18 protein-coding genes and 5 pseudogenes are annotated in these 21819 nt (G+C 50.9%); 9 read left to right on the plus strand and 14 right to left on the minus strand.

Features of this window, described 5'->3' with window-relative positions:
• Positions 1–2: 2 nt before the first annotated feature.
• The 3 genes from M0M83_RS21015 to M0M83_RS21025 all read left to right on the plus strand — a co-directional run bounded on the left by M0M83_RS21015 (position 3) and on the right by M0M83_RS21025 (position 1811).
• A complete protein-coding gene (locus M0M83_RS21015) occupies positions 3–350 on the plus strand; it encodes a quaternary ammonium compound efflux SMR transporter QacE delta 1 (RefSeq protein ID WP_000679427.1) in 348 nt (115 codons plus the stop codon).
• A complete protein-coding gene (gene sul1 / locus M0M83_RS21020; protein ID WP_000259031.1) occupies positions 344–1183 on the plus strand; it encodes a sulfonamide-resistant dihydropteroate synthase Sul1 in 840 nt (279 codons plus the stop codon). The genes M0M83_RS21015 and sul1 overlap by 7 nt, the downstream gene beginning before the upstream one ends.
• 127 nt (positions 1184–1310) lie before the next feature.
• Positions 1311–1811 carry a GNAT family N-acetyltransferase gene (locus M0M83_RS21025; protein WP_000376623.1) on the plus strand — a complete coding sequence of 167 codons (501 nt, stop codon included), beginning with the start codon at positions 1311–1313 and terminating at the stop codon, positions 1809–1811.
• 175 nt (positions 1812–1986) lie between these two features.
• On the opposite strand, the gene istB is transcribed toward M0M83_RS21025, so the two are convergent.
• Positions 1987–2772: an IS21-like element IS1326 family helper ATPase IstB gene (istB, locus tag M0M83_RS21030; protein ID WP_000983249.1), complete on the minus strand. Its 786-nt coding sequence runs from the start codon at positions 2770–2772 to the stop codon at positions 1987–1989.
• Positions 2759–4282 carry an IS21-like element IS1326 family transposase gene (istA, locus tag M0M83_RS21035; RefSeq protein ID WP_001324342.1) on the minus strand — a complete coding sequence of 508 codons (1524 nt, stop codon included), beginning with the start codon at positions 4280–4282 and terminating at the stop codon, positions 2759–2761. Before istA ends, istB begins: the two co-directional genes overlap by 14 nt.
• Positions 4283–4404: 122 nt before the next feature.
• On the opposite strand from istA, the gene M0M83_RS21040 reads away from it, so the two are divergent.
• A complete protein-coding gene (locus M0M83_RS21040) occupies positions 4405–5949 on the plus strand; it encodes an IS3 family transposase (RefSeq protein ID WP_000287615.1) in 1545 nt (514 codons plus the stop codon).
• 50 nt (positions 5950–5999) lie between these two features.
• Here the strand turns inward: M0M83_RS21040 and M0M83_RS21045 are convergent, their stop codons facing one another.
• From M0M83_RS21045 to M0M83_RS21055, 3 genes and pseudogenes are all read right to left on the minus strand, one after another.
• The gene (locus M0M83_RS21045; protein WP_000344784.1) at positions 6000–6860 is read right to left on the minus strand and encodes a TniB family NTP-binding protein; all 861 of its coding nucleotides are present in this window, start codon (positions 6858–6860) and stop codon (positions 6000–6002) included.
• A 2-nt stretch (positions 6861–6862) separates the two neighbouring features.
• Positions 6863–7297, minus strand: a pseudogene (locus M0M83_RS21050) (Mu transposase C-terminal domain-containing protein); the annotation flags it as partial.
• Positions 7298–7350: 53 nt separating this feature from the next.
• The gene (locus M0M83_RS21055; RefSeq protein ID WP_001067855.1) at positions 7351–8055 is read right to left on the minus strand and encodes an IS6-like element IS26 family transposase; all 705 of its coding nucleotides are present in this window, start codon (positions 8053–8055) and stop codon (positions 7351–7353) included.
• 56 nt (positions 8056–8111) lie between these two features.
• Here M0M83_RS21055 and M0M83_RS21060 point away from each other — a divergent pair.
• A pseudogene (locus tag M0M83_RS21060) lies at positions 8112–8402 on the plus strand (helix-turn-helix domain-containing protein); the annotation flags it as partial.
• A 189-nt stretch (positions 8403–8591) separates the two neighbouring features.
• Here M0M83_RS21060 and M0M83_RS21065 read toward each other — a convergent pair.
• The 3 genes from M0M83_RS21065 to M0M83_RS21075 all read right to left on the minus strand — a co-directional run bounded on the left by M0M83_RS21065 (position 8592) and on the right by M0M83_RS21075 (position 12590).
• Complete coding sequence (locus tag M0M83_RS21065) at positions 8592–9476, minus strand: Mph(E) family macrolide 2'-phosphotransferase (protein WP_000155092.1); 885 nt, start codon at positions 9474–9476, stop codon at positions 8592–8594.
• Positions 9477–9531: 55 nt separating this feature from the next.
• Complete coding sequence (gene msr(E), locus M0M83_RS21070) at positions 9532–11007, minus strand: ABC-F type ribosomal protection protein Msr(E) (RefSeq protein ID WP_000052512.1); 1476 nt, start codon at positions 11005–11007, stop codon at positions 9532–9534.
• 398 nt (positions 11008–11405) lie between these two features.
• Positions 11406–12590: an IS4-like element ISEc29 family transposase gene (locus M0M83_RS21075; protein ID WP_002001451.1), complete on the minus strand. Its 1185-nt coding sequence runs from the start codon at positions 12588–12590 to the stop codon at positions 11406–11408.
• A gap of 48 nt (positions 12591–12638) precedes the next feature.
• On the opposite strand from M0M83_RS21075, the gene M0M83_RS21080 reads away from it, so the two are divergent.
• Together M0M83_RS21080 and M0M83_RS22060 are read left to right on the plus strand one after the other, a co-directional pair.
• On the plus strand, positions 12639–12824 hold the full coding sequence (locus M0M83_RS21080; RefSeq protein WP_002026779.1) for a hypothetical protein: 186 nt from the start codon (positions 12639–12641) through the stop codon (positions 12822–12824).
• 291 nt (positions 12825–13115) lie between these two features.
• Positions 13116–13325 carry an aminomethyltransferase beta-barrel domain-containing protein gene (locus tag M0M83_RS22060; protein ID WP_172691603.1) on the plus strand — a complete coding sequence of 70 codons (210 nt, stop codon included), beginning with the start codon at positions 13116–13118 and terminating at the stop codon, positions 13323–13325.
• Here the strand turns inward: M0M83_RS22060 and armA are convergent.
• The 6 genes and pseudogenes from armA to M0M83_RS21110 form a co-directional block, all read right to left on the minus strand.
• Entirely contained in the window at positions 13306–14079 is a 774-nt protein-coding gene (armA, locus tag M0M83_RS21085) for a 16S rRNA (guanine(1405)-N(7))-methyltransferase ArmA (RefSeq protein WP_000359986.1), read from the minus strand. The genes M0M83_RS22060 and armA overlap by 20 nt on opposite strands.
• A 325-nt stretch (positions 14080–14404) precedes the next feature.
• Positions 14405–15244: pseudogene (locus tag M0M83_RS21090) on the minus strand (IS5 family transposase); the annotation flags it as partial.
• 233 nt (positions 15245–15477) lie between these two features.
• Entirely contained in the window at positions 15478–17019 is a 1542-nt protein-coding gene (locus M0M83_RS21095) for an IS91-like element ISCR1 family transposase (protein WP_000050481.1), read from the minus strand.
• 246 nt (positions 17020–17265) lie between these two features.
• Entirely contained in the window at positions 17266–17922 is a 657-nt protein-coding gene (locus M0M83_RS21100; RefSeq protein WP_012579084.1) for a quinolone resistance pentapeptide repeat protein QnrA1, read from the minus strand.
• Positions 17923–18253: 331 nt separating this feature from the next.
• A complete protein-coding gene (locus tag M0M83_RS21105; protein WP_000050481.1) occupies positions 18254–19795 on the minus strand; it encodes an IS91-like element ISCR1 family transposase in 1542 nt (513 codons plus the stop codon).
• 404 nt (positions 19796–20199) lie between these two features.
• Positions 20200–20526: pseudogene (locus tag M0M83_RS21110) on the minus strand (dihydropteroate synthase); the annotation flags it as partial.
• Here M0M83_RS21110 and M0M83_RS21115 point away from each other — a divergent pair.
• Both M0M83_RS21115 and M0M83_RS21120 read left to right on the plus strand, forming a co-directional pair.
• Positions 20515–20904 (plus strand): annotated as a pseudogene (locus M0M83_RS21115) (IS30 family transposase); the annotation flags it as partial. The pseudogenes M0M83_RS21110 and M0M83_RS21115 sit on opposite strands and share 12 nt — an antisense overlap.
• Positions 20905–21004: 100 nt before the next feature.
• Positions 21005–21817: a subclass B1 metallo-beta-lactamase NDM-1 gene (locus M0M83_RS21120; RefSeq protein WP_004201164.1), complete on the plus strand. Its 813-nt coding sequence runs from the start codon at positions 21005–21007 to the stop codon at positions 21815–21817.
• Positions 21818–21819 lie beyond the last annotated feature (2 nt).

Here is a 21819-nt window from a genome sequence, read left to right on the forward strand (position 1 = left end):
TCATGAAAGGCTGGCTTTTTCTTGTTATCGCAATAGTTGGCGAAGTAATCGCAACATCCGCATTAAAATCTAGCGAGGGCTTTACTAAGCTTGCCCCTTCCGCCGTTGTCATAATCGGTTATGGCATCGCATTTTATTTTCTTTCTCTGGTTCTGAAATCCATCCCTGTCGGTGTTGCTTATGCAGTCTGGTCGGGACTCGGCGTCGTCATAATTACAGCCATTGCCTGGTTGCTTCATGGGCAAAAGCTTGATGCGTGGGGCTTTGTAGGTATGGGGCTCATAATTGCTGCCTTTTTGCTCGCCCGATCCCCATCGTGGAAGTCGCTGCGGAGGCCGACGCCATGGTGACGGTGTTCGGCATTCTGAATCTCACCGAGGACTCCTTCTTCGATGAGAGCCGGCGGCTAGACCCCGCCGGCGCTGTCACCGCGGCGATCGAAATGCTGCGAGTCGGATCAGACGTCGTGGATGTCGGACCGGCCGCCAGCCATCCGGACGCGAGGCCTGTATCGCCGGCCGATGAGATCAGACGTATTGCGCCGCTCTTAGACGCCCTGTCCGATCAGATGCACCGTGTTTCAATCGACAGCTTCCAACCGGAAACCCAGCGCTATGCGCTCAAGCGCGGCGTGGGCTACCTGAACGATATCCAAGGATTTCCTGACCCTGCGCTCTATCCCGATATTGCTGAGGCGGACTGCAGGCTGGTGGTTATGCACTCAGCGCAGCGGGATGGCATCGCCACCCGCACCGGTCACCTTCGACCCGAAGACGCGCTCGACGAGATTGTGCGGTTCTTCGAGGCGCGGGTTTCCGCCTTGCGACGGAGCGGGGTCGCTGCCGACCGGCTCATCCTCGATCCGGGGATGGGATTTTTCTTGAGCCCCGCACCGGAAACATCGCTGCACGTGCTGTCGAACCTTCAAAAGCTGAAGTCGGCGTTGGGGCTTCCGCTATTGGTCTCGGTGTCGCGGAAATCCTTCTTGGGCGCCACCGTTGGCCTTCCTGTAAAGGATCTGGGTCCAGCGAGCCTTGCGGCGGAACTTCACGCGATCGGCAATGGCGCTGACTACGTCCGCACCCACGCGCCTGGAGATCTGCGAAGCGCAATCACCTTCTCGGAAACCCTCGCGAAATTTCGCAGTCGCGACGCCAGAGACCGAGGGTTAGATCATGCCTAGCATTCACCTTCCGGCCGCCCGCTAGCGGACCCTGGTCAGGTTCCGCGAAGGTGGGCGCAGACATGCTGGGCTCGTCAGGATCAAACTGCACTATGAGGCGGCGGTTCATACCGCGCCAGGGGAGCGAATGGACAGCGAGGAGCCTCCGAACGTTCGGGTCGCCTGCTCGGGTGATATCGACGAGGTTGTGCGGCTGATGCACGACGCTGCGGCGTGGATGTCCGCCAAGGGAACGCCCGCCTGGGACGTCGCGCGGATCGACCGGACATTCGCGGAGACCTTCGTCCTGAGATCCGAGCTCCTAGTCGCGAGTTGCAGCGACGGCATCGTCGGCTGTTGCACCTTGTCGGCCGAGGATCCCGAGTTCTGGCCCGACGCCCTCAAGGGGGAGGCCGCATATCTGCACAAGCTCGCGGTGCGACGGACACATGCGGGCCGGGGTGTCAGCTCCGCGCTGATCGAGGCTTGCCGCCATGCCGCGCGAACGCAGGGGTGCGCCAAGCTGCGGCTCGACTGCCACCCGAACCTGCGTGGCCTATACGAGCGGCTCGGATTCACCCACGTCGACACTTTCAATCCCGGCTGGGATCCAACCTTCATCGCAGAACGCCTAGAACTCGAAATCTAACGTCCGTTCGGGCATCGAGGTCCATGTCGGGGTGGGACGGGCCCGTGGCTTCAAGATCACTTGCAGTCCGACCGCGATGTCTTGGTTGCGCGAGAGGTTGTCGATATCTGTTGATTTGCACCCAAATTTGACCCGGGATTTGCATTGAATTTTGACCCACCCCTTGTTGTCAGAATTATGTCTCGATTTTCAGTTTGCGGGTCTGTTTTTCCTCCTGCTTATTCTGAGTTGAACTGTGTTTGAAGCGGTAACTTTCATTGCCGGTTTCCAGGATGTGGCAGTGGTGGGTTAGTCGGTCCAACAACGCTGTTGTCATCTTTTCATCGCCAAACACTCGGCTCCATTCCGAGAAGCTCAAGTTGGTGGTCAGTATCACGCTGGTTTTTTCGTACAGCTTTGAGAGCAGGTGAAACAGCAGTGCCCCACCGGTTTGGCTAAAAGGCAAATATCCCAGCTCATCCAGAATCACCAAATCGGCATACAACAGACGGTTTGCGATTTGTCCCTGACGCCCAGATGATTTCTCTTGCTCCAGTGCATTGACCAAATCCACGGTGGAGAAGAAACGCACCCGTCGGTTCAAGTGCATCACTGCTTGTGTACCAATGGCTGTGGCCAGGTGAGTCTTGCCTGTGCCTGGCCCACCAATCAGCACCACGTTCTGGGCTTGTTCCATGAAGTCGCACCGGTGCAATTGTTTGACCGTGGCCTCATTAACCAGGCTTTGACTGAAGTCAAAGCCCACCAAGTCCCGATACACGGGGAACTTGGCCACCCGCAATTGATAGTTCACCGAACGTACTTCACGCTCTGCCACTTCAGCTTTAATCAAGCTGTCCAGCATGGGCAAGGCTTGATTAAATGCTGGTGAATTCTGATTGCCCAACTCCTCAATGGCGTGTGCCATGCCAAAGAGTTTCAAGGATTTGAGGATTCTCACATGGCCTTCATGCTGCATCATGGGCTCTCCTTAAACTGTCATAGCGGTTCACGTTGGCCTGTGGTTCCAATGTCAGCCTTAACCCCTTGGGAATTGGAATCGGTTTGGGTGGAGGTTCTTCGGTCAAACGTCCCAACAGATTAAGCACATGCTCCTTCGATGGCTTGCCACACTCCAATGCCAATTCCACAGCACTGAGTACCGCACCTTCATCGTGGTGCAATACAAGGGCCAGAATTTCCACCATGTCACGGTCACCGCCGGGGCGTTGCAGCAAGATGGATTGAAGCTTCTTGAACGCGGGTGGCAATTCAGCAAATGGCGCACCATTGCGCAACGCCCCAGGTTTCTTCTGAAGCACAGACAAGTAATGGTGCCAGTCGTATTGTGTGTGGCCACGCCGAGCGTGGCCACTGCCAAACAATCTTGGATGCTCGGCAATGTGTTGGCCTTCGGCAGCCATCACCAGCTTGTCTGCATAAATCCGAAGGCTGATGGCCCTGTTGGCGTAACTGGCAGGAACGCTGTAGCGATTGCCCTCGTGGTGAACAAGGCAGGTTGAAGTGACTCGCTTGGTTTGCTCCACGAATGCATCAAAGGCATTGGGTAGCGCCATCAACTCGCCTTGTTCATCGGCAAAGGCCTCTTGCACGGTTTGGTCCAATTCGGGGTGGCGCAGCTCAGACCACAGCGCTTTGCAGCGATGCTCAAGCCACACATTCAAATCAGCAAGGCTTTGAAAGTCTGGTGCCCCTTGCCACAGGCGTTGGCGGGAATCCTGCACGTTCTTCTCAATCTGGCCTTTCTCCCAACCCGATGCTGGATTACAGAACTGCGCATCAAACAGGTAGTGGCTGACCATGGCAGTGAACCGCTGATTGACCCTGCGCTCTTTGCCACGCCCCACCGAATCCACAGCGGTCTTCATGTTGTCGTAGATGCCGCGCTTGGGAATGCCACCGAAGATTTGAAAGGCATGCCAGTGGGCATCAAACAGCATTTCATGTTTTTGCTGGTAGTAAGCCCGAAGCACAAAGGCCCGGCTGTGGGCCAACTTAAACTGGGCAATCTGAAGTTTGACCTGTTTGCCCGCTATGCGGGCAAAGTCCTCACTCCAATCGAATTGGAAGGCTTCGCCACAAGCAAAGCGCAAGGGGATGAAACAACCCTTGCCCGAGGTTTGCGCCTTGAACTGTTCGGAATCTTTCCACTGTCGGGCAAAGGCACACACTCGGTCATAAGACCCGGTAAAGCCCAAAGCGACCAAATCCCGGTACATGCTGCGCAGGTTTCTGCGCAGCTTCTTTGTCTTTTTGTGCTCGGTGGAGAGCCACTGCCTTAACTTGGGCTCAAAAGGACTTAACTTGCCAACGCTGTCTCGCGCTGGGTACTGCGGTTCAACCACCTTGCTTTGCAAATACTTGCGAACGGTGTTCCTGGACAGGCCGCTTCGTCGGGCTATTTCCCGAATCGACGCACCATCGCGAAAATGCCAGCGTCGAATTGCGCTCAATATCGCCACGTTTATCACTCCTTGATTTCTCCCGCCATATCCAGACGGGAAACAGTGTCATACGTGGGTCAAATTTCGACGCAAATCTTTACCCTAAGTTGGGGTGCGGACAAAATCTTGGACTACTTTAGGAGTAGTTCATGTATTCGTATGAAGATCGCCTTCGAGCCGTGAGGTTGTACCTGAAGCTTGGGCGCCGGATGAGCGCCACACTACGGCAGCTGGGATACCCCACCAAGAACTCGCTGAAGGCCTGGTTGGCAGAATTCGAACGGAATCAGGATCTTCGCCGAGGCTATCAACGGATAAAACGGCAGTACACCGATGAGCAAAAGCAACGGGCAGTAGATCACTATATCGAACAAGGCTACTGCCTGAGTCACACAATCCGAAGCCTGGGCTACCCAAGCCGCGAGGCCTTGCGTGCCTGGATCCGTGATTTACGCCCTGAATTCGCTAGGACGGTCGTCGGCAGCAGCGCTCCCACAGTCGCCCGCTCTCGCCTCGAGAAGCAGCAAGCCGTCATTGCACTGAACCTGCGCGTAGGTTCGGCAAAGGATGTGGCCGACACTGTCGGTGTATCGCGACCAACGTTGTATAACTGGCAGCATCGATTACTTGGCAAAGTGCCCCTAAAACCCATGACAAAGAAGAAAGGTGACACCTCGCTCGAGCAGCGGCATGAGGCACTACTCAGGGAACTGGCCGAACTGGAGAGCCAGAACCAGCGGCTTCGCATGGAGAATGCAATTCTGGAGAAGGCGAGTGAATTGATAAAAAAAGACATGGGCATCAACCCCCTCGAACTGACAAGCCGAGAAAAAACGAAGGTGGTTGATGCCCTCAGAGTCACGTTTCCATTAGCCAATCTGTTGTGCGGCCTGAAGCTGGCGCGCAGCACATACTTCTATCAACGCCTGCGGCAGACGCGGCCCGACAAGTACACGCAGGTGCGTGAGGTCATTCGGACTATCTTCGAGGACAACTACCGCTGCTATGGCTATCGACGCATTGATAGTGCCTTGCGCCTTGGTGGCATGCGTGTGTCCGAGAAGGTCGTGCGTCGCTTGATGGCGCAAGAGCGTCTGGTCGTGAGAACACCGCGCCGCCGGCGCTTCTCGGCGTATGCTGGCGACCCGACACCAGCGGTCCCGAATCTGCTGAATCGCGACTTTCACGCGTCGGCGCCGAATACGAAATGGTTGACCGATCTGACGGAAATACACATTCCGGCAGGGAAGGTCTACGTCTCGCCGATCGTCGATTGCTTCGATGGGCTGGTGGTGGCCTGGAATATCGGCACCAGCCCGGATGCGAACCTGGTCAATACCATGCTGGATCACGCGGTACGGACACTGCGACCCGGTGAGCATCCGGTTATCCATTCGGACAGGGGCTCGCATTATCGCTGGCCTGCGTGGATCCGCCGCACTGAAAATGCCCAATTAACGCGGTCGATGTCCAAAAAGGGCTGCTCGCCAGACAATGCTGCATGCGAGGGCTTTTTCGGACGATTGAAGACCGAACTAATCTACCCGAGGAATTGGCAGCACGTGACGCTGAAAGACCTCATGACGCGAATCGATGCCTATATCCACTGGTACAACGAGCGCCGCATCAAAGTGTCGCTTGGCGGGCGTAGTCCCATCGAGTATCGTCATGCGGTCGGATTGATGTCCGTATAAACCGTCCAAGAAATCGTCCGCACCCCCAGTGGGTCAATTTTAGATGCAACTCAACAGGCCATGCTGAGTGTGCGATGGTTGATCGCTTCCTCGCCGCTCTCCACGGCGACGATGGCCGCCGCCATCAGCAAGTGCGCCAGTTCCCCTATGGTGCCCTCGCTGCGTGTGAGCAGGTAGCGAGCCATGTCCAGCGTGGCAATTGGGGAAGGCCGGCGCAGCGGGAGCGAAGCGGCGAAGCTGGCCAGCAGTGAGCAGCAATCGTCGTTGGCCTCCCATACCGGCAGCATCATCGGCTCGAAGCGATTTTCCAACTGGTCATCGGAGCGGATGGCTAGGTAGGCGTCGCGCGTGCCTACCCCAACCAACGGGATGCGCAGTTCGTTGCCGAGGAAGCGCAGCAGGTTGAGGAATTCCCGGCGGTTGACGCTGTTGCCGGCCAGCACGTTGTGCAGCTCGTCGATCACCAGCATGCGCACGCCGACCTTGCGCAGCAGTGCCAGAGCCAGTTGCTCCATTTCCGGCAACCGTGGGCGTGGGCGCAGCGGCGCGCCCATCGCGGCGAGCAGCGCGACGTAGAAGCGGATCACGGACGGCTCGGACGGCATCTGCACGACCAACACCGGGATGTGCTCCTGGTCGGCGTCGGAGCTGGCCGGGTGGGTGCGGCGGAACTTCTCGACGATCATCGACTTGCCATTGTTGGTCGGGCCAACCAGCAGCAGGTTGGGCATGCGTTGCTTGTTTGGCCACGCATAAAGGGCTTCCAGCCGGTTCAGCGCCTCGACTGCGCGCGGATAGCCGATCCAGCGGTCGGCGCGAAGGCGCTGGATGCGCTCGTCCGCCGGAAGACGGGCCAAGCCCTGGGCCGCCGGCAGCAGGTGGGACAGGTCGATGATGGGATATTCGTCCACGGCTACCACTCCTCAATCTGGTCGAACGGTTTGGCGGGTGGCAAGTTGTCTGCCTGCGGGTCGGCAATATCCGTATCCGGCGGAACGGGCTTGTCCGGCCGAGCTGATGTCTTGAGGTGCTGGCGGCGATCCGCGTCACGCCGCGCCTTGCGTGTGGCCTTCTGCGCGCTGGTCACAATCTCACGCATCTGGCCGATCATGCGGAACAGCGCCGACTCATCCACCTGTTCGCGCCCTTGCTGCCGCAGTTTCGCCAGCGCCTGCCGTTGTTCCCAGAGGGTGACAGCCGGATGCGACAAGGTACGGTAGGGAATTTCCAGGTAATGCTGTCCCTCCGGTTCCAGGACCCAGATACGGCTGATGTCGCGCGGATCGCGCCGGATCAGAAAGGACGGCCAGCGTTCACGCCGCGCAATCCACGGCTTGAGCGCATCGGCGGGCACTGTTGCAAAGTTAGCGATGAGGCAGCCTTTTGTCTTATTCAAAGGCCTTACATTTCAAAAACTCTGCTTACCAGGCGCATTTCGCCCAGGGGATCACCATAATAAAATGCTGAGGCCTGGCCTTTGCGTAGTGCACGCATCACCTCAATACCTTTGATGGTGGCGTAAGCCGTCTTCATGGATTTAAATCCCAGCGTGGCGCCGATTATCCGTTTCAGTTTGCCATGATCGCATTCAATCACGTTGTTCCGGTACTTAATCTGTCGGTGTTCAACGTCAGACGGGCACCGGCCTTCGCGTTTGAGCAGAGCAAGCGCGCGACCATAGGCGGGCGCTTTATCCGTGTTGATGAATCGCGGGATCTGCCACTTCTTCACGTTGTTGAGGATTTTACCCAGAAACCGGTATGCAGCTTTGCTGTTACGACGGGAGGAGAGATAAAAATCGACAGTGCGGCCCCGGCTGTCGACGGCCCGGTACAGATACGCCCAGCGGCCATTGACCTTCACGTAGGTTTCATCCATGTGCCACGGGCAAAGATCGGAAGGGTTACGCCAGTACCAGCGCAGCCGTTTTTCCATTTCAGGCGCATAACGCTGAACCCAGCGGTAAATCGTGGAGTGATCGACATTCACTCCGCGTTCAGCCAGCATCTCCTGCAGCTCACGGTAACTGATGCCGTATTTGCAGTACCAGCGTACGGCCCACAGAATGATGTCACGCTGAAAATGCCGGCCTTTGAATGGGTTCATGTGCAGCTCCATCAGCAAAAGGGGATGATAAGTTTATCACCACCGACTATTTGCAACAGTGCCTTCAAACCAGTGACAGCATTACTCATTCAATCTTGGAACTCATCAACAATATGTTGATTGATCTTCTGGCAACAATGGCCCGCCTAGACAATGAGAAACGTATAGAACGTATTAAGCAGGGCCTGGCACGTTCGGGTTACAAACCAACAGGCAAGAAGGCAAATGAGGCTAAACATAAACGAATAAAAGAATTGCTAGTAGTTGGCAATATGACTAAGGAAGAAATTGCCAAAGCAGTGAATTGTGGAGTTGCAACTGTCTATCGAGTTGCTAAAGTTATCTAAAAGAGGCTTATCTCAACGCGCCCCCAATGGGGCACCGCTGCATTCAGGTTACTTCACATAAGAAATTTTATGTTAAATGATTGTTAGAAATGCCCCTTGATCGAGGCATTTTCTATAAAGAATACTAAAAACTAATTAAAGCCAACCAAGTTTCAAAACAAGGCAGTTCTCAGCAATCATATTTTTAAATTATATAACTCCCAACTGAGCTTTTGCTCCAACGATAAGGCTTTCATTTTGAGTTTCTAAGGCAAATAAACCATACATCAAAGGAGAGGCCGCTGCTCTTTCTAAAGTCTGTTCATATAGTTTATTCCAAACTTTACCCCCTAGTTTTTCATACTCGATGATTAGAGTTTTGAGGCTTTCTTCTCCAAACAAAGTTACATGCCCAGCAAAATCAATCGCTGGGTCATCTATATGGGCTGTTGACCAATCAATAACGCCTGAAACAGCTCCATCCTTTGAAGCTAGTACATGCCCAGCATATAAATCGCCATGTATAAATTGGGTGAAATCTGCCCATAGAACATCATTATCCAACCATTTTCTGTAGCGGGTTTCCAATTGCTCACTTATACCAATTTCAGATTTTACTAACTGCAAATTGTTTGCTATTTCAGGTCTTAAATCTGAAGGTTTCATAATTTTCAAATCATTTTCCCGAACTTCTTTTTCAGGAATACTATGGATTTCAAATAAGGTTTTTGCCAAAGATGTTATGTATTTCGGGCTATCTTTGTCCATATTCCAAATTATTTCATAGGTTTCAGCATCCAAATTTAAAACAGGATTATCTTTAAGTATGGGATAAGCCACTAATTCTGTAGATGAAATTCTCCAATCAGGAACCTCTACAGAAAGATGTTTTTTTACCAATTCTAAAATGCGTTTTTCTTTCTTGATTTGTTCCCTCATGCCATCACGACGAGGAATACGCAGCAACCATTGTTGCCCCTTTGTATCAAGAGCAAAAACGACCTTAAAATCAATGCCCATTTCATTGAAATTCATTTTGTCCGTAAGCAACAAGCCGTGTGCTTCAGCAAGTGATTGAATATCTTGAATTGTCATTTTTAATTTCCTTTAAAGAGTTCAATAATTAATGTTCGGATTAGATTGGCTATCATTAACAATCTCTCTCAAAAGTCTTGATGATTTTGTGGTCTTTGATCTCGTAGATAATGTCAGCAATATTATCGACCAATTGCTTGTCATGAGATACGAAGATAATAGTTCCTGCATAGGACTTCATCATTGTTTCTAATGCGGCAATACTTTTTAGGTCAAGATAGTTTCCTGGTTCATCCATAAGCAAAATATTATATTTTCCTAAAAGCATTTTGGATAAAAGCAGTTTGATGATTTCACCTCCCGATAAGTCGGATAAGTTTTTTTGAATATCATTCGCTCCGATCCCCATTGAAGCCAATACTGCACGAATTTCCGCAACTGTGTACTCGCACTCTTCCTGCATAAAGGAGAGCACAGATTTATGCGTGTTAAATTTATATCCTGTTTGTGTAAAGTAGCCAATTTCAGCTTTTGGAGATATGGTTAATCCATCAGCACGTTCTGATATCATTTTTAACAAGGACGTTTTCCCTGTTCCATTCGATCCAGTTATAGCGACTTTAGCGCCAAGCGGTATTATAAAGTTAGCGTCATCAAAGATAGTACGGCTACCAAATTTTAAGCTCAGACCATCTGCCGTAATCGGGAACTTATTGTGCAGTTCTAGGGCTGAACTTTGACGAAAACGAATAGAACGCAAATGCTCTGGTGCTTGAATATCTTCTAATGCAGCCAAACGCTTTTCCATACTCTTAGCTGCCTGATACAGTTTTCTTTGCTTGGTGCCAGTCATTTTTGCATGCCCAAGTCGTCCAGCACTTTCGGTAGAGTTTTTGGATTTTTCTCCTTTTTTCTTATTGTCTAATCGATTAGCTTGCTGGCGTTTTTCTTGCACAGCAGATTCTAATCGCTCCCGTTCCTTCATCATCAGCTCATATTCTACGGCTTGGTGTTGTCGCTCTTCTTCTTTTTGACGCAAGTAATCCGAGTAACCACCCCAATATTCCGTAATTTTACCGTCTTTTAACTCCCATATCTTGTCTACAACCATATCAAGAAAATATCGGTCATGACTGATAACAAGTAATGCTCCATCAAATGCTTTAAGTTGACCAATAAGTAGATCTATTCCATTGAGATCAAGGTGGCTGGTTGGTTCATCCGCTAGAATGCCATGTACTTGTTGGGAAAATGCGGCAGCAATTTTTGCACGAGTTTCCTCTCCGCCACTCATTGTGTCGTTTTGTACATTGGAAACACCAAGGCGAGATAACATTGCCCGGTCTTCGACCGTTTCTATTTCGATTCCGCCCAGTTGGCTGATATGTGCAAAATCACCAAAACGCTGTAATGTCGCTTCGGCTAAAACAATTTCGCCATTAAGTACTTTGAGTAAACTACTCTTTCCTGCTCCGTTATCACCCACAAGACCAATACGGTCATAAGAGTGAATTTCCAATTCATCAATATCCAAAACATCACGCCCAGCATAATCCAAGCGTATGTTTCTCGCTTTAATAATTAAACTCATTTTTATTTACTCCTGTTTAGCTCTTGAAATTTTTTATGCAGCAAACAGGATTTAGGTGAAAACAAAAGCTAGCATCACAGTGTCCTCCCAAAAAAAAAGCTATTCATCCACAGGGTGGACAAATAGCTAGTCAATTAAGTTATAACTGGAAACTATGCACTAAAAGCATACTTATAAATTAAGCATACTTTTACTTTATATATCCGCATATATTCTTAAAGACACAACAAAAGCCCACCATTATAAAATAGTGTCACTATGCAAATAGTTGTGTCTTAACGAATGCGGATAGAATGCATAAACTTACCTAAAAAATAAAATTCAGTTTTATGATAACTTTACTGTTAAAAGAAGTCTAGACAACCTGAGGGATCCCCACAAAATTTCCATTCATACAATCAGCTATCAGCCTGTTTGATTACTGCCCAGTCCCACTGAACCACCCACTGTAGTATTTGTTTAAGTCCCTGCTGATAATATTGCCTGCGTATTCGCTGTTTGGGTTCTTTGCAAAGTAATATCCCAAGGAAATTCAGGGCCAATACCCGCCTATTTTTAACGGTGTTAGCTTGATAACGCAGGTGCAAACCCGCTTTCTCCGCTGCGCTACCTAGCAGGTAATGAAACCAATTAACCAATGCGGCCAGTAGTAGCAGTATCTCTAAGCGAGATTTCTTCTTGGTACCATGCAAATCGCTACCCAGGCCATAGCGGTGACTTTTCTGATCACGGAAGCTTTCTTCAATTTGCATTCGGCTACTGTAGCACTTAGCAATTTTATCCGCATACCCATGGCAGTCAGCTAAGGATGACACCAACAACCATGGTTCCTTATACGTCTTATTTTTATCGCGTTTCAATAGCTTATAACCTTTGCCAACCAGGACGGCCTGCGTTTCATAGTGTTGTGTTTGGGCAAGCATGATTTTTCCTACACTTTTTGGATCCTTCTTCGCTTGCCGATAAAGCTGATTAACACTGATAAACTTGTCCTGCTCTGCCAATTTAAGCTTCACATTGCCTCGAACTCTAGCTACATAATGCCATCCCAGCTTACGCACTTGTTTCAGCCATGGAACTTTAAACCCCGCGTCAGTGACAATTACGGGCTTACAGTCCTTGGGTAGCATGGCTTTAAGCTGCTTTAAAAACGCCCCGTGTAGGTGTGGGCAGGTATAATCTTCTGCGGCGGCAATCTTCTGTAGCAGAGTCAACGCTCTACCGTCAGCGGCAATGCTGGCACGCAGGATAAAGTGTCGCTTGGCAGTATCGGCATTGCTCCAGTCAACCAAAATCATCGGCTTAGTTTTATGGCCAACAATAGAAGCCGTCAGCGCAGCATAAATCAATGGCAGCTCTCGTTGCAGGTTAGGATTATTGAGTAGACGATCTGCCCGTTTGATACTGACCTTATCTGAAGAGCCAGGCATCGCCCGGCCAATCGCAGTAACGGTGCAACACGCATCCTTTGCCAGGGCGGTTACCGCATCTAGCAAAACCGAAAATCGGGCTTTATGCATTGATTTTGGCGTGACAAAGGTGAGGAAATCAGCGAGCATAGCTTTTACATTCATGGTGAGCATCCGCGGTGTGGGAGTTTTGGCGAATGATCAGATCAGGAACCGCCATGAATGTTCCCCAATCAACTAACATTTTATTTTAACTACAGAATTTCTGGGGATACCTCAGGTGGTTTGCAACTCTTTGGTTTAATTGGTTTGATTTATGGGCCAATTATTTTTGCGTTAACCATGGTGCTGTTACGGCTTTATACTATTGAGTTTAAAGATTTTCTGGAACGCCAAGACAATAGCTAACAATAAGATTGTTGTACTTTAGCGCTTCGCCCTGCCCATATCGGTATACAGTGCATTTACGGGAGAAAAAACGGCTCAAACAGGAAAAAATGAAATGACTGAGTCAGCCGAGAAGAATTTCCCCGCTTATTCGCACCTTCCCTAGATTGCTTTTGAGCCATGCATGCATTTGTTTTTAACCTTCTAAACTGTAGTTGAAACCTATCTTTTCCTCAAAATATCCTCTATGTTGTCCAAGGAAAAGATAATCCAAAACTTTGGAAAAACATAGTAAGTGTTTCAGAATTGCACTTGATAAACGAAACTTCATTACTTAATAATAACTATACAGCATCTATCCGTTATAGAAGTCAGGATACACCAGTAAAAGTAACCCAGAATGAAAATGGATATATATTTGAATTTTCTGCACCACAATGGGCTCCAGCCGTTGGACAGAGTTTAGTACTTTTCCAAGAAAATGAGTGCCTTGGAGGCGGAGTTATTTCTGAAATCCACTAGTAATATATACTAACTCATTCCCTATAACCTTCGAATCAAGGATTTTTATCCAACCTTTTGTAAAAGATTCAAACCATAGCTGGTAATTCTCTTCCATTCCCTTCTCCTTTCCAGATAAAGACTTTATTGGAAAAGATATTACAAAGTTTTGAGTATGAAAAAGCTGTAGGAAATCCAAGATATTTACATCTTGCTGTTTTAGCACAGGAAGCATCTTTAAAAGGAATACTACATCATAAGTACCTTTGTAGACATCACTCTCTTTATTCAAAAACCTATACTTTATCGTCGTCTTTAACTTCCCAATAATGCTACTCAAAAAAGCTATCTCAGCTCTATCAATATCGTATGCATGATATATTATTTTTTCATTTTCATTCCATTGGTATAAAGCTAATGGATTGAAGCCACAACCAAAATCTAAAATAGATGAGACATGTTTGATATTTCCAAATACATAAGTGTAAAAGTCATTTAATGTTGCGACTCTTTCATTCGTCGAAGAATGAATCTTTAGTAAATCTTCTATTGATAACTGCCCCTGATTGTACTTTTTTAATAATTTATCCCAATTAGGATAGGCAGAATAGTAAGACCCCCATATTTGATGCAATTTCTTTTTAGAATAATTCTCAACTTCCTTTAATTTATATTTCTTCTCAGAAATGGAAACAACCTTTTCAACAATATCTGAATCAAGGTTTTCGTACTTTTTTGATTCAAGTATCTTCTTAACAACATCATTCTTATCCATTTGAAAGAACCTACAAGTTAAGTATTTGATAGGAACTGTCATTTCGGGTTTTTTGCGGTTTCGGGTCAAAATTCGGTTTTTCCCCCGAACTACGACTGTTTTCGCACCCCGAACAACTAATCCAATCAGAATTTTCCGGCAACGCCGACTCTAAGAAGTGTAATTCCAGTCCATTTCTGCCGTCAACCCCTGATTCGCGTTAATGCGACAAAGCTCAAACACATAACTCCCCCACGAAGCCATATAAACTCCGATTTCGAGGTGTTATCGGCGTTGTTGACCAAATCCGTCGCTGGATGGCCGTTCCCCAACCCGTTGATACCACTCAATTCACTGGCTGGCGAACAGGCATACCAAGCCCTATCAGCTTGTTCATCACCTTCACGCCAGCCAGGATTTCGCCCACCTGGGCGTTGTAGTTCCGCAGGCTCAGCGTTGGCCCGATGAGTTGCTTGAACCGGTACATGGCGGTCTCGGCTATCGAGCGCTGGTGATAGCCGGAGTCTTTCTTCCATTGCTTCAGTTCACCGGCCTTGAGCGCCGTCACCGCCTCGTTGCGGGGATGGCCTTCCTCCCACGGTGCCGCATTTTTTCTCGGCGGTATGGTGGCTTTCGCCCCCTTTTTCTTCAGTAGCGCATGACAGGCCTTGGTGTCATACGCACCATCGGCGCTGACCTGTTTTATCTTGCGTCGTAAGGGGTTGAGCAACGTCGGTAACACCTCGTTATCCGCCACCGTCTCCAGGCTGACTTCGGCAGCGATGACCGCATGGGTTGTGGCATCCACCGCCAAGTGGAGCTTGCGCCACACTCGTCGCTTCTCCTTGCCGTGTTTGCGAATTTTCCATTCGCCTTCGCCATAGACCTTGAGGCCGGTGGCATCAATGACCAAGTGAGCCACCGGGCCTTGGCTGGGGAGGCGGTACTTGATGTCGACGGTCTTGGCGCGCTTGCTGATACAGCTATAGTCCGGCGACTGCAAAGGCACCGCCATCAGTTGGAACAACGAGTTAATGAAGCCTTCTAGCGCCCGCAGCGGCAACTTGAACAAGCCTTTTAGCATCAGGGCCGTCTCAATGGCGGTGTCACTGTAGTGGAAACCTCTCCCTCGGCGGCCATGGTGGACCAGGCAATGCCACTGCTTAATGGCTTGTTCGTCCATCCAGGGGTATAGGAAGTATAAACCACCTTTTTGCTCCTCATCCGAAGTATCTTACCTGAAATTCCCTCACTCGTTTACCGCTCAAGCCCCAATTTTAACTGCCGGTCCAGCCTAAACCGCTCTAATAAGGTTCGATTTGGCGGTAAAATCTCTAGCCTGATAGCTCGAGAGATACAAACTGCCCCACCGCCCCGTTTAAAAGTTGGCAGTGTTGAGCAGTGTTGGATTTGGGGTCGTCAGTCAAAGAGACGACTCTGTGATGGATCGAACAGGCTGGGAGTCAGTGGCGGCGCTCGTTCTGGTGGCAGCTCACGCTGCTTGGCGGCATTCGCCTTGGCTGTTTTCTGTTTCAGATGCTTGAGAATCTGCTCAATGACCTTCGGATCTTCGATGCTGGCAATCACTTTGACGTGACCGCCGCAGTGTTCGCAGACTTCAATATCAATATTGAAGACTCGCTTGAGGCGTTGCATCCAGGTCATGGCGCGGTGGCGCTCTGCAGGACTCTTGTCACGCCAGTTAGTATCGAGACCTTCCGATTTGTCGGGCTTCTTGCCCCGCTTGGCGGGTGTTACTTGAACTCGGTGTTTGCTGTTCGGTGCAAAGACGCCGTGGAAGCGTGTGAGGTTGACTCGCGGCTTAGGTACCAACGCAGCGAGTTTGGCGATGAAGTCCAGCGGCTCGAAGATCACATGGGTGGTGCCATTGCGGTACGGAGTTTTGAGCTCGTAACGCACCTGCCCATTGGCGGTTAATGCCAGACGTTTTTCTGAAACCGCTGGCCGACTAATGTAGCGACACAAGCGCTCAAGCTTATCCCGCTGATGCGCTTCGGCCATCACACCGGCGTGTAGCGAGAAACCAGCATGGTTGGCTACTCGACTGCTTGAGTCGGCTTTATCCTCACGCCCTGGCAAGGTTTGCAGGGTGAAGACTTTGCGCCCTTGCTGGGGGCCGACGGCAATGCGATACGTAACCGAAGCACCATGTAATTGAGTCAGCGTATCGTCTTCGCCCTCTTCCAGTGTCAACCACGTATTCTCGGCATCACGCTCCAAAATCCCACGCTTTTCCATGCAGCGAGCGATGCGATGGCTGAGGGTGTGAGCGAGCGTATTCAGCTCATCGTAAGTGGGTGCCTTGACACGATGGAAGCGTTGCTTGCCATAGTCATCTTCGGCATAGACACCATCGAGAAACAGCATGTGGTAGTGGACATTGAGATTTAGCGCGGAGCCAAAGCGTTGGATAAGAGTCACTGAGCCAGTTTGTGCAGAGGCTTTGGTGTAACCGGCTTTTTTGATCAGATGAGTTGAGAGTGTACGATAGACGATACTCAAGACCTGGCCCATCAGCTGGGGATGGCGAGCCAGCAAAAAGCGTAGCTGGAAAGGAAAGCTGAGCACCCACTGGCGAATGGGCTCCTTGGGGAAGACTTCGTCTATCAGCAGCGCCGCACTCTCGGCCATCCGGCGGGCACCGCAGCTAGGGCAAAAGCCGCGTCGTTTACAGCTGAAGGCGACCAGACGCTCGTGATGACAATCCTCGCAGCGAACCCGCATGAAACCATACTCCAGACGGCCACATTGGAGGAGGTCGTTGAATTCTTGTTGGATGTAGCGAGGCAGGTGTTGACCTTGGGCTTCGAGTGAGGCTTTGAAGGCTGGGTAGTGCTGCTCAACCAGCTGGTAGAGCAGCGTCTGGTCGGGTTGGTGGCGTTCGTAACCGTTTGTTTGAGTGGGCGATTGACTCGCCGTGGCGTTCCTTGCCAGCGACATGGGTATCCTCCGCTGATACTGTGGTTATGTACAGTATCAGCGGCTTGCGTTCAGACGTCCAGTCTGGCCCTAGACATCGCTAAATGCTTAACCCGCAATAGCCCTCACGAGTTGTTATCAGCCACTACCGGTTGAGCGAGAAGGTTTTGGGTTCAGCATTCCGGCGGTAATACTCTGCTATAGCAGAATCTGCCTTGTTGCAGCGCGGAACTCAAGTGATATTTGCCTCTTGTGTTTGCATTCGAGCTAATCCGGCAGCACTATTACTCCCAAGGGTTCCAGCAGTTGCTCCTGTTGCCAGGCACAGATCTTGACTCCTTCGAGGTTGACCCGTCTGGGGTCGAGCCCATCCAGATCGGCAAAGGTTAGGTCACAGCCCCGCAGATTGACCTGTTGCCAACAGTCGCGGGAGAAGGTGCCGCGGCTGAGATCTGAGCCCATCAAGGAAGCGCCGCTGAGATTGGCATTGCTCCAGTTGTTTTCAAACAGCTCGCATTTTTCCAGGCATTGGCCACTCAAGTTGGTATAGGCCAGGTTGCAACCTGAGATATAAGCCGAGCAGAAGTACATCTTATGGCTGACTTGATTGTAGAAGCGGGCCCGGGAAAAGTTGGCGCCCTTGAGATCGCACTCCCTGAACTCTATGCCAAAGCAGTTGGCACCGCTGAAGTTGGCCAAAGACAGACGGCAGGCCTTGAAACTGGCATCGCGCAGATCGGCATAGCTGAAGTGACACCCTTCAACGGCGCCGCTTTCAATGAAACTGCAATCCTCGAAACTGGCATCCTGCAGCTGACAGTGGCTGAAGTCACACTGATAAAAGCGGCAGCGGCGAAAACGGCTGTCACTCAAATCCTGGCGTGAGAAATCCTCTTGCTGAAAAACTTTATCAATAATATCCATACGGCTTCCTTTAATCAGGGAGGGTGCTAACTCTTTCGGCGAGCTTTGCCTAGGCAGGCAAACATGGGGTTGGTTCGCGTCTTCCCAACAACCTTTGCAGGGTATAGGAAGTATAAACCACCTTTTTGCTCCTCATCCGAAGTATCTTACCTGAAATTCCCTCACTCGTTTACCGCTCAAGCCCCAATTTTAACTGCCGGTCCAGCCTAAACCGCTCTAATAAGGTTCGATTTGGCGGTAAAATCTCTAGCCTGATAGCTCGAGAGATACAAACTGCCCCACCGCCCCGTTTAAAAGTTGGCAGTGTTGAGCAGTGTTGGATTTGGGGTCGTCAGTCAAAGAGACGACTCTGTGATGGATCGAACAGGCTGGGAGTCAGTGGCGGCGCTCGTTCTGGTGGCAGCTCACGCTGCTTGGCGGCATTCGCCTTGGCTGTTTTCTGTTTCAGATGCTTGAGAATCTGCTCAATGACCTTCGGATCTTCGATGCTGGCAATCACTTTGACGTGACCGCCGCAGTGTTCGCAGACTTCAATATCAATATTGAAGACTCGCTTGAGGCGTTGCATCCAGGTCATGGCGCGGTGGCGCTCTGCAGGACTCTTGTCACGCCAGTTAGTATCGAGACCTTCCGATTTGTCGGGCTTCTTGCCCCGCTTGGCGGGTGTTACTTGAACTCGGTGTTTGCTGTTCGGTGCAAAGACGCCGTGGAAGCGTGTGAGGTTGACTCGCGGCTTAGGTACCAACGCAGCGAGTTTGGCGATGAAGTCCAGCGGCTCGAAGATCACATGGGTGGTGCCATTGCGGTACGGAGTTTTGAGCTCGTAACGCACCTGCCCATTGGCGGTTAATGCCAGACGTTTTTCTGAAACCGCTGGCCGACTAATGTAGCGACACAAGCGCTCAAGCTTATCCCGCTGATGCGCTTCGGCCATCACACCGGCGTGTAGCGAGAAACCAGCATGGTTGGCTACTCGACTGCTTGAGTCGGCTTTATCCTCACGCCCTGGCAAGGTTTGCAGGGTGAAGACTTTGCGCCCTTGCTGGGGGCCGACGGCAATGCGATACGTAACCGAAGCACCATGTAATTGAGTCAGCGTATCGTCTTCGCCCTCTTCCAGTGTCAACCACGTATTCTCGGCATCACGCTCCAAAATCCCACGCTTTTCCATGCAGCGAGCGATGCGATGGCTGAGGGTGTGAGCGAGCGTATTCAGCTCATCGTAAGTGGGTGCCTTGACACGATGGAAGCGTTGCTTGCCATAGTCATCTTCGGCATAGACACCATCGAGAAACAGCATGTGGTAGTGGACATTGAGATTTAGCGCGGAGCCAAAGCGTTGGATAAGAGTCACTGAGCCAGTTTGTGCAGAGGCTTTGGTGTAACCGGCTTTTTTGATCAGATGAGTTGAGAGTGTACGATAGACGATACTCAAGACCTGGCCCATCAGCTGGGGATGGCGAGCCAGCAAAAAGCGTAGCTGGAAAGGAAAGCTGAGCACCCACTGGCGAATGGGCTCCTTGGGGAAGACTTCGTCTATCAGCAGCGCCGCACTCTCGGCCATCCGGCGGGCACCGCAGCTAGGGCAAAAGCCGCGTCGTTTACAGCTGAAGGCGACCAGACGCTCGTGATGACAATCCTCGCAGCGAACCCGCATGAAACCATACTCCAGACGGCCACATTGGAGGAGGTCGTTGAATTCTTGTTGGATGTAGCGAGGCAGGTGTTGACCTTGGGCTTCGAGTGAGGCTTTGAAGGCTGGGTAGTGCTGCTCAACCAGCTGGTAGAGCAGCGTCTGGTCGGGTTGGTGGCGTTCGTAACCGTTTGTTTGAGTGGGCGATTGACTCGCCGTGGCGTTCCTTGCCAGCGACATGGGTATCCTCCGCTGATACTGTGGTTATGTACAGTATCAGCGGCTTGCGTTCAGACGTCCAGTCTGGCCCTAGACATCGCTAAATGCTTAACCCGCAATAGCCCTCACGAGTTGTTATCAGCCACTACCGGTTGAGCGAGAAGGTTTTGGGTTCAGGGTGCTATTGCTCCACCAATCACAATACTGAAGCCCCAACTGTTATCAGTTGGGGCTTTTTCTTGTCTGTTTGCGGCGGTTGCGTTTTATCGGTAGTCGTCGAGCTCTGCACCATCCCACATAAGAGCTTAACGGTGCGATCTTCAACGCCATCACACAAAACTTTCTTTTTCACGCACAGTCAACTTATTGGATGTTTTATTAACAACCCAAAAGGAGATATTTAGCGGGCGGCCGGAAGGTGAATGCTAGGCATGATCTAACCCTCGGTCTCTGGCGTCGCGACTGCGAAATTTCGCGAGGGTTTCCGAGAAGGTGATTGCGCTTCGCAGATCTCCAGGCGCGTGGGTGCGGACGTAGTCAGCGCCATTGCCGATCGCGTGAAGTTCCGCCGCAAGGCTCGCTGGACCCAGATCCTTTACAGGAAGGCCAACGGTGGCGCCCAAGAAGGATTTCCGCGACACCGAGACCAATAGCGGAAGCCCCAACGCCGACTTCAGCTTTTGAAGGTTCGACAGCACGTGCAGCGATGTTTCCGGTGCGGGGCTCAAGAAAAATCCCATCCCCGGGCAAAGGCAGAATCAGTGCGCAAGGCTTTAACTGAAGCTCTGAAATATTTACCTGCAGAACTGCGTAAAACGTTGACCTATGACCGTGGACGTGAGATGTCAGAACATAAAATACTCGAAGAAGATTTAGGCATAGATGTATATTTCTGTGACCCACATTCACCCTGGCAAAAAGGCACATGCGAAAATATGAATGGTTTAATTAGGCAATATTTACCTAAAGGGATTGATTTAAATCAGGCAGATCAGCATTATTTAAATCAAGTTGCCATGTCACTGAATACTCGTCCTAGAAAGGCGTTAGATTGGCTTACACCATTAGAGAAATTTGCTCAGCTTGTTGATTATCATATGGCTTTTGAAACTGTCGCACCTCATGTTTGAATTCGCCCCATATTTTTGCTACAGTGAACCAAATTAAGATCATCTATTTACTAGGCCTCGCATTTGCGGGGTTTTTAATGCTGAATAAAAGGAAAACTTGATGGAATTGCCCAATATTATGCACCCGGTCGCGAAGCTGAGCACCGCATTAGCCGCTGCATTGATGCTGAGCGGGTGCATGCCCGGTGAAATCCGCCCGACGATTGGCCAGCAAATGGAAACTGGCGACCAACGGTTTGGCGATCTGGTTTTCCGCCAGCTCGCACCGAATGTCTGGCAGCACACTTCCTATCTCGACATGCCGGGTTTCGGGGCAGTCGCTTCCAACGGTTTGATCGTCAGGGATGGCGGCCGCGTGCTGGTGGTCGATACCGCCTGGACCGATGACCAGACCGCCCAGATCCTCAACTGGATCAAGCAGGAGATCAACCTGCCGGTCGCGCTGGCGGTGGTGACTCACGCGCATCAGGACAAGATGGGCGGTATGGACGCGCTGCATGCGGCGGGGATTGCGACTTATGCCAATGCGTTGTCGAACCAGCTTGCCCCGCAAGAGGGGATGGTTGCGGCGCAACACAGCCTGACTTTCGCCGCCAATGGCTGGGTCGAACCAGCAACCGCGCCCAACTTTGGCCCGCTCAAGGTATTTTACCCCGGCCCCGGCCACACCAGTGACAATATCACCGTTGGGATCGACGGCACCGACATCGCTTTTGGTGGCTGCCTGATCAAGGACAGCAAGGCCAAGTCGCTCGGCAATCTCGGTGATGCCGACACTGAGCACTACGCCGCGTCAGCGCGCGCGTTTGGTGCGGCGTTCCCCAAGGCCAGCATGATCGTGATGAGCCATTCCGCCCCCGATAGCCGCGCCGCAATCACTCATACGGCCCGCATGGCCGACAAGCTGCGCTGAGC

Source organism: Providencia rettgeri (assembly GCF_023205015.1).
GTDB lineage: Bacteria > Pseudomonadota > Gammaproteobacteria > Enterobacterales > Enterobacteriaceae > Providencia > Providencia rettgeri_E.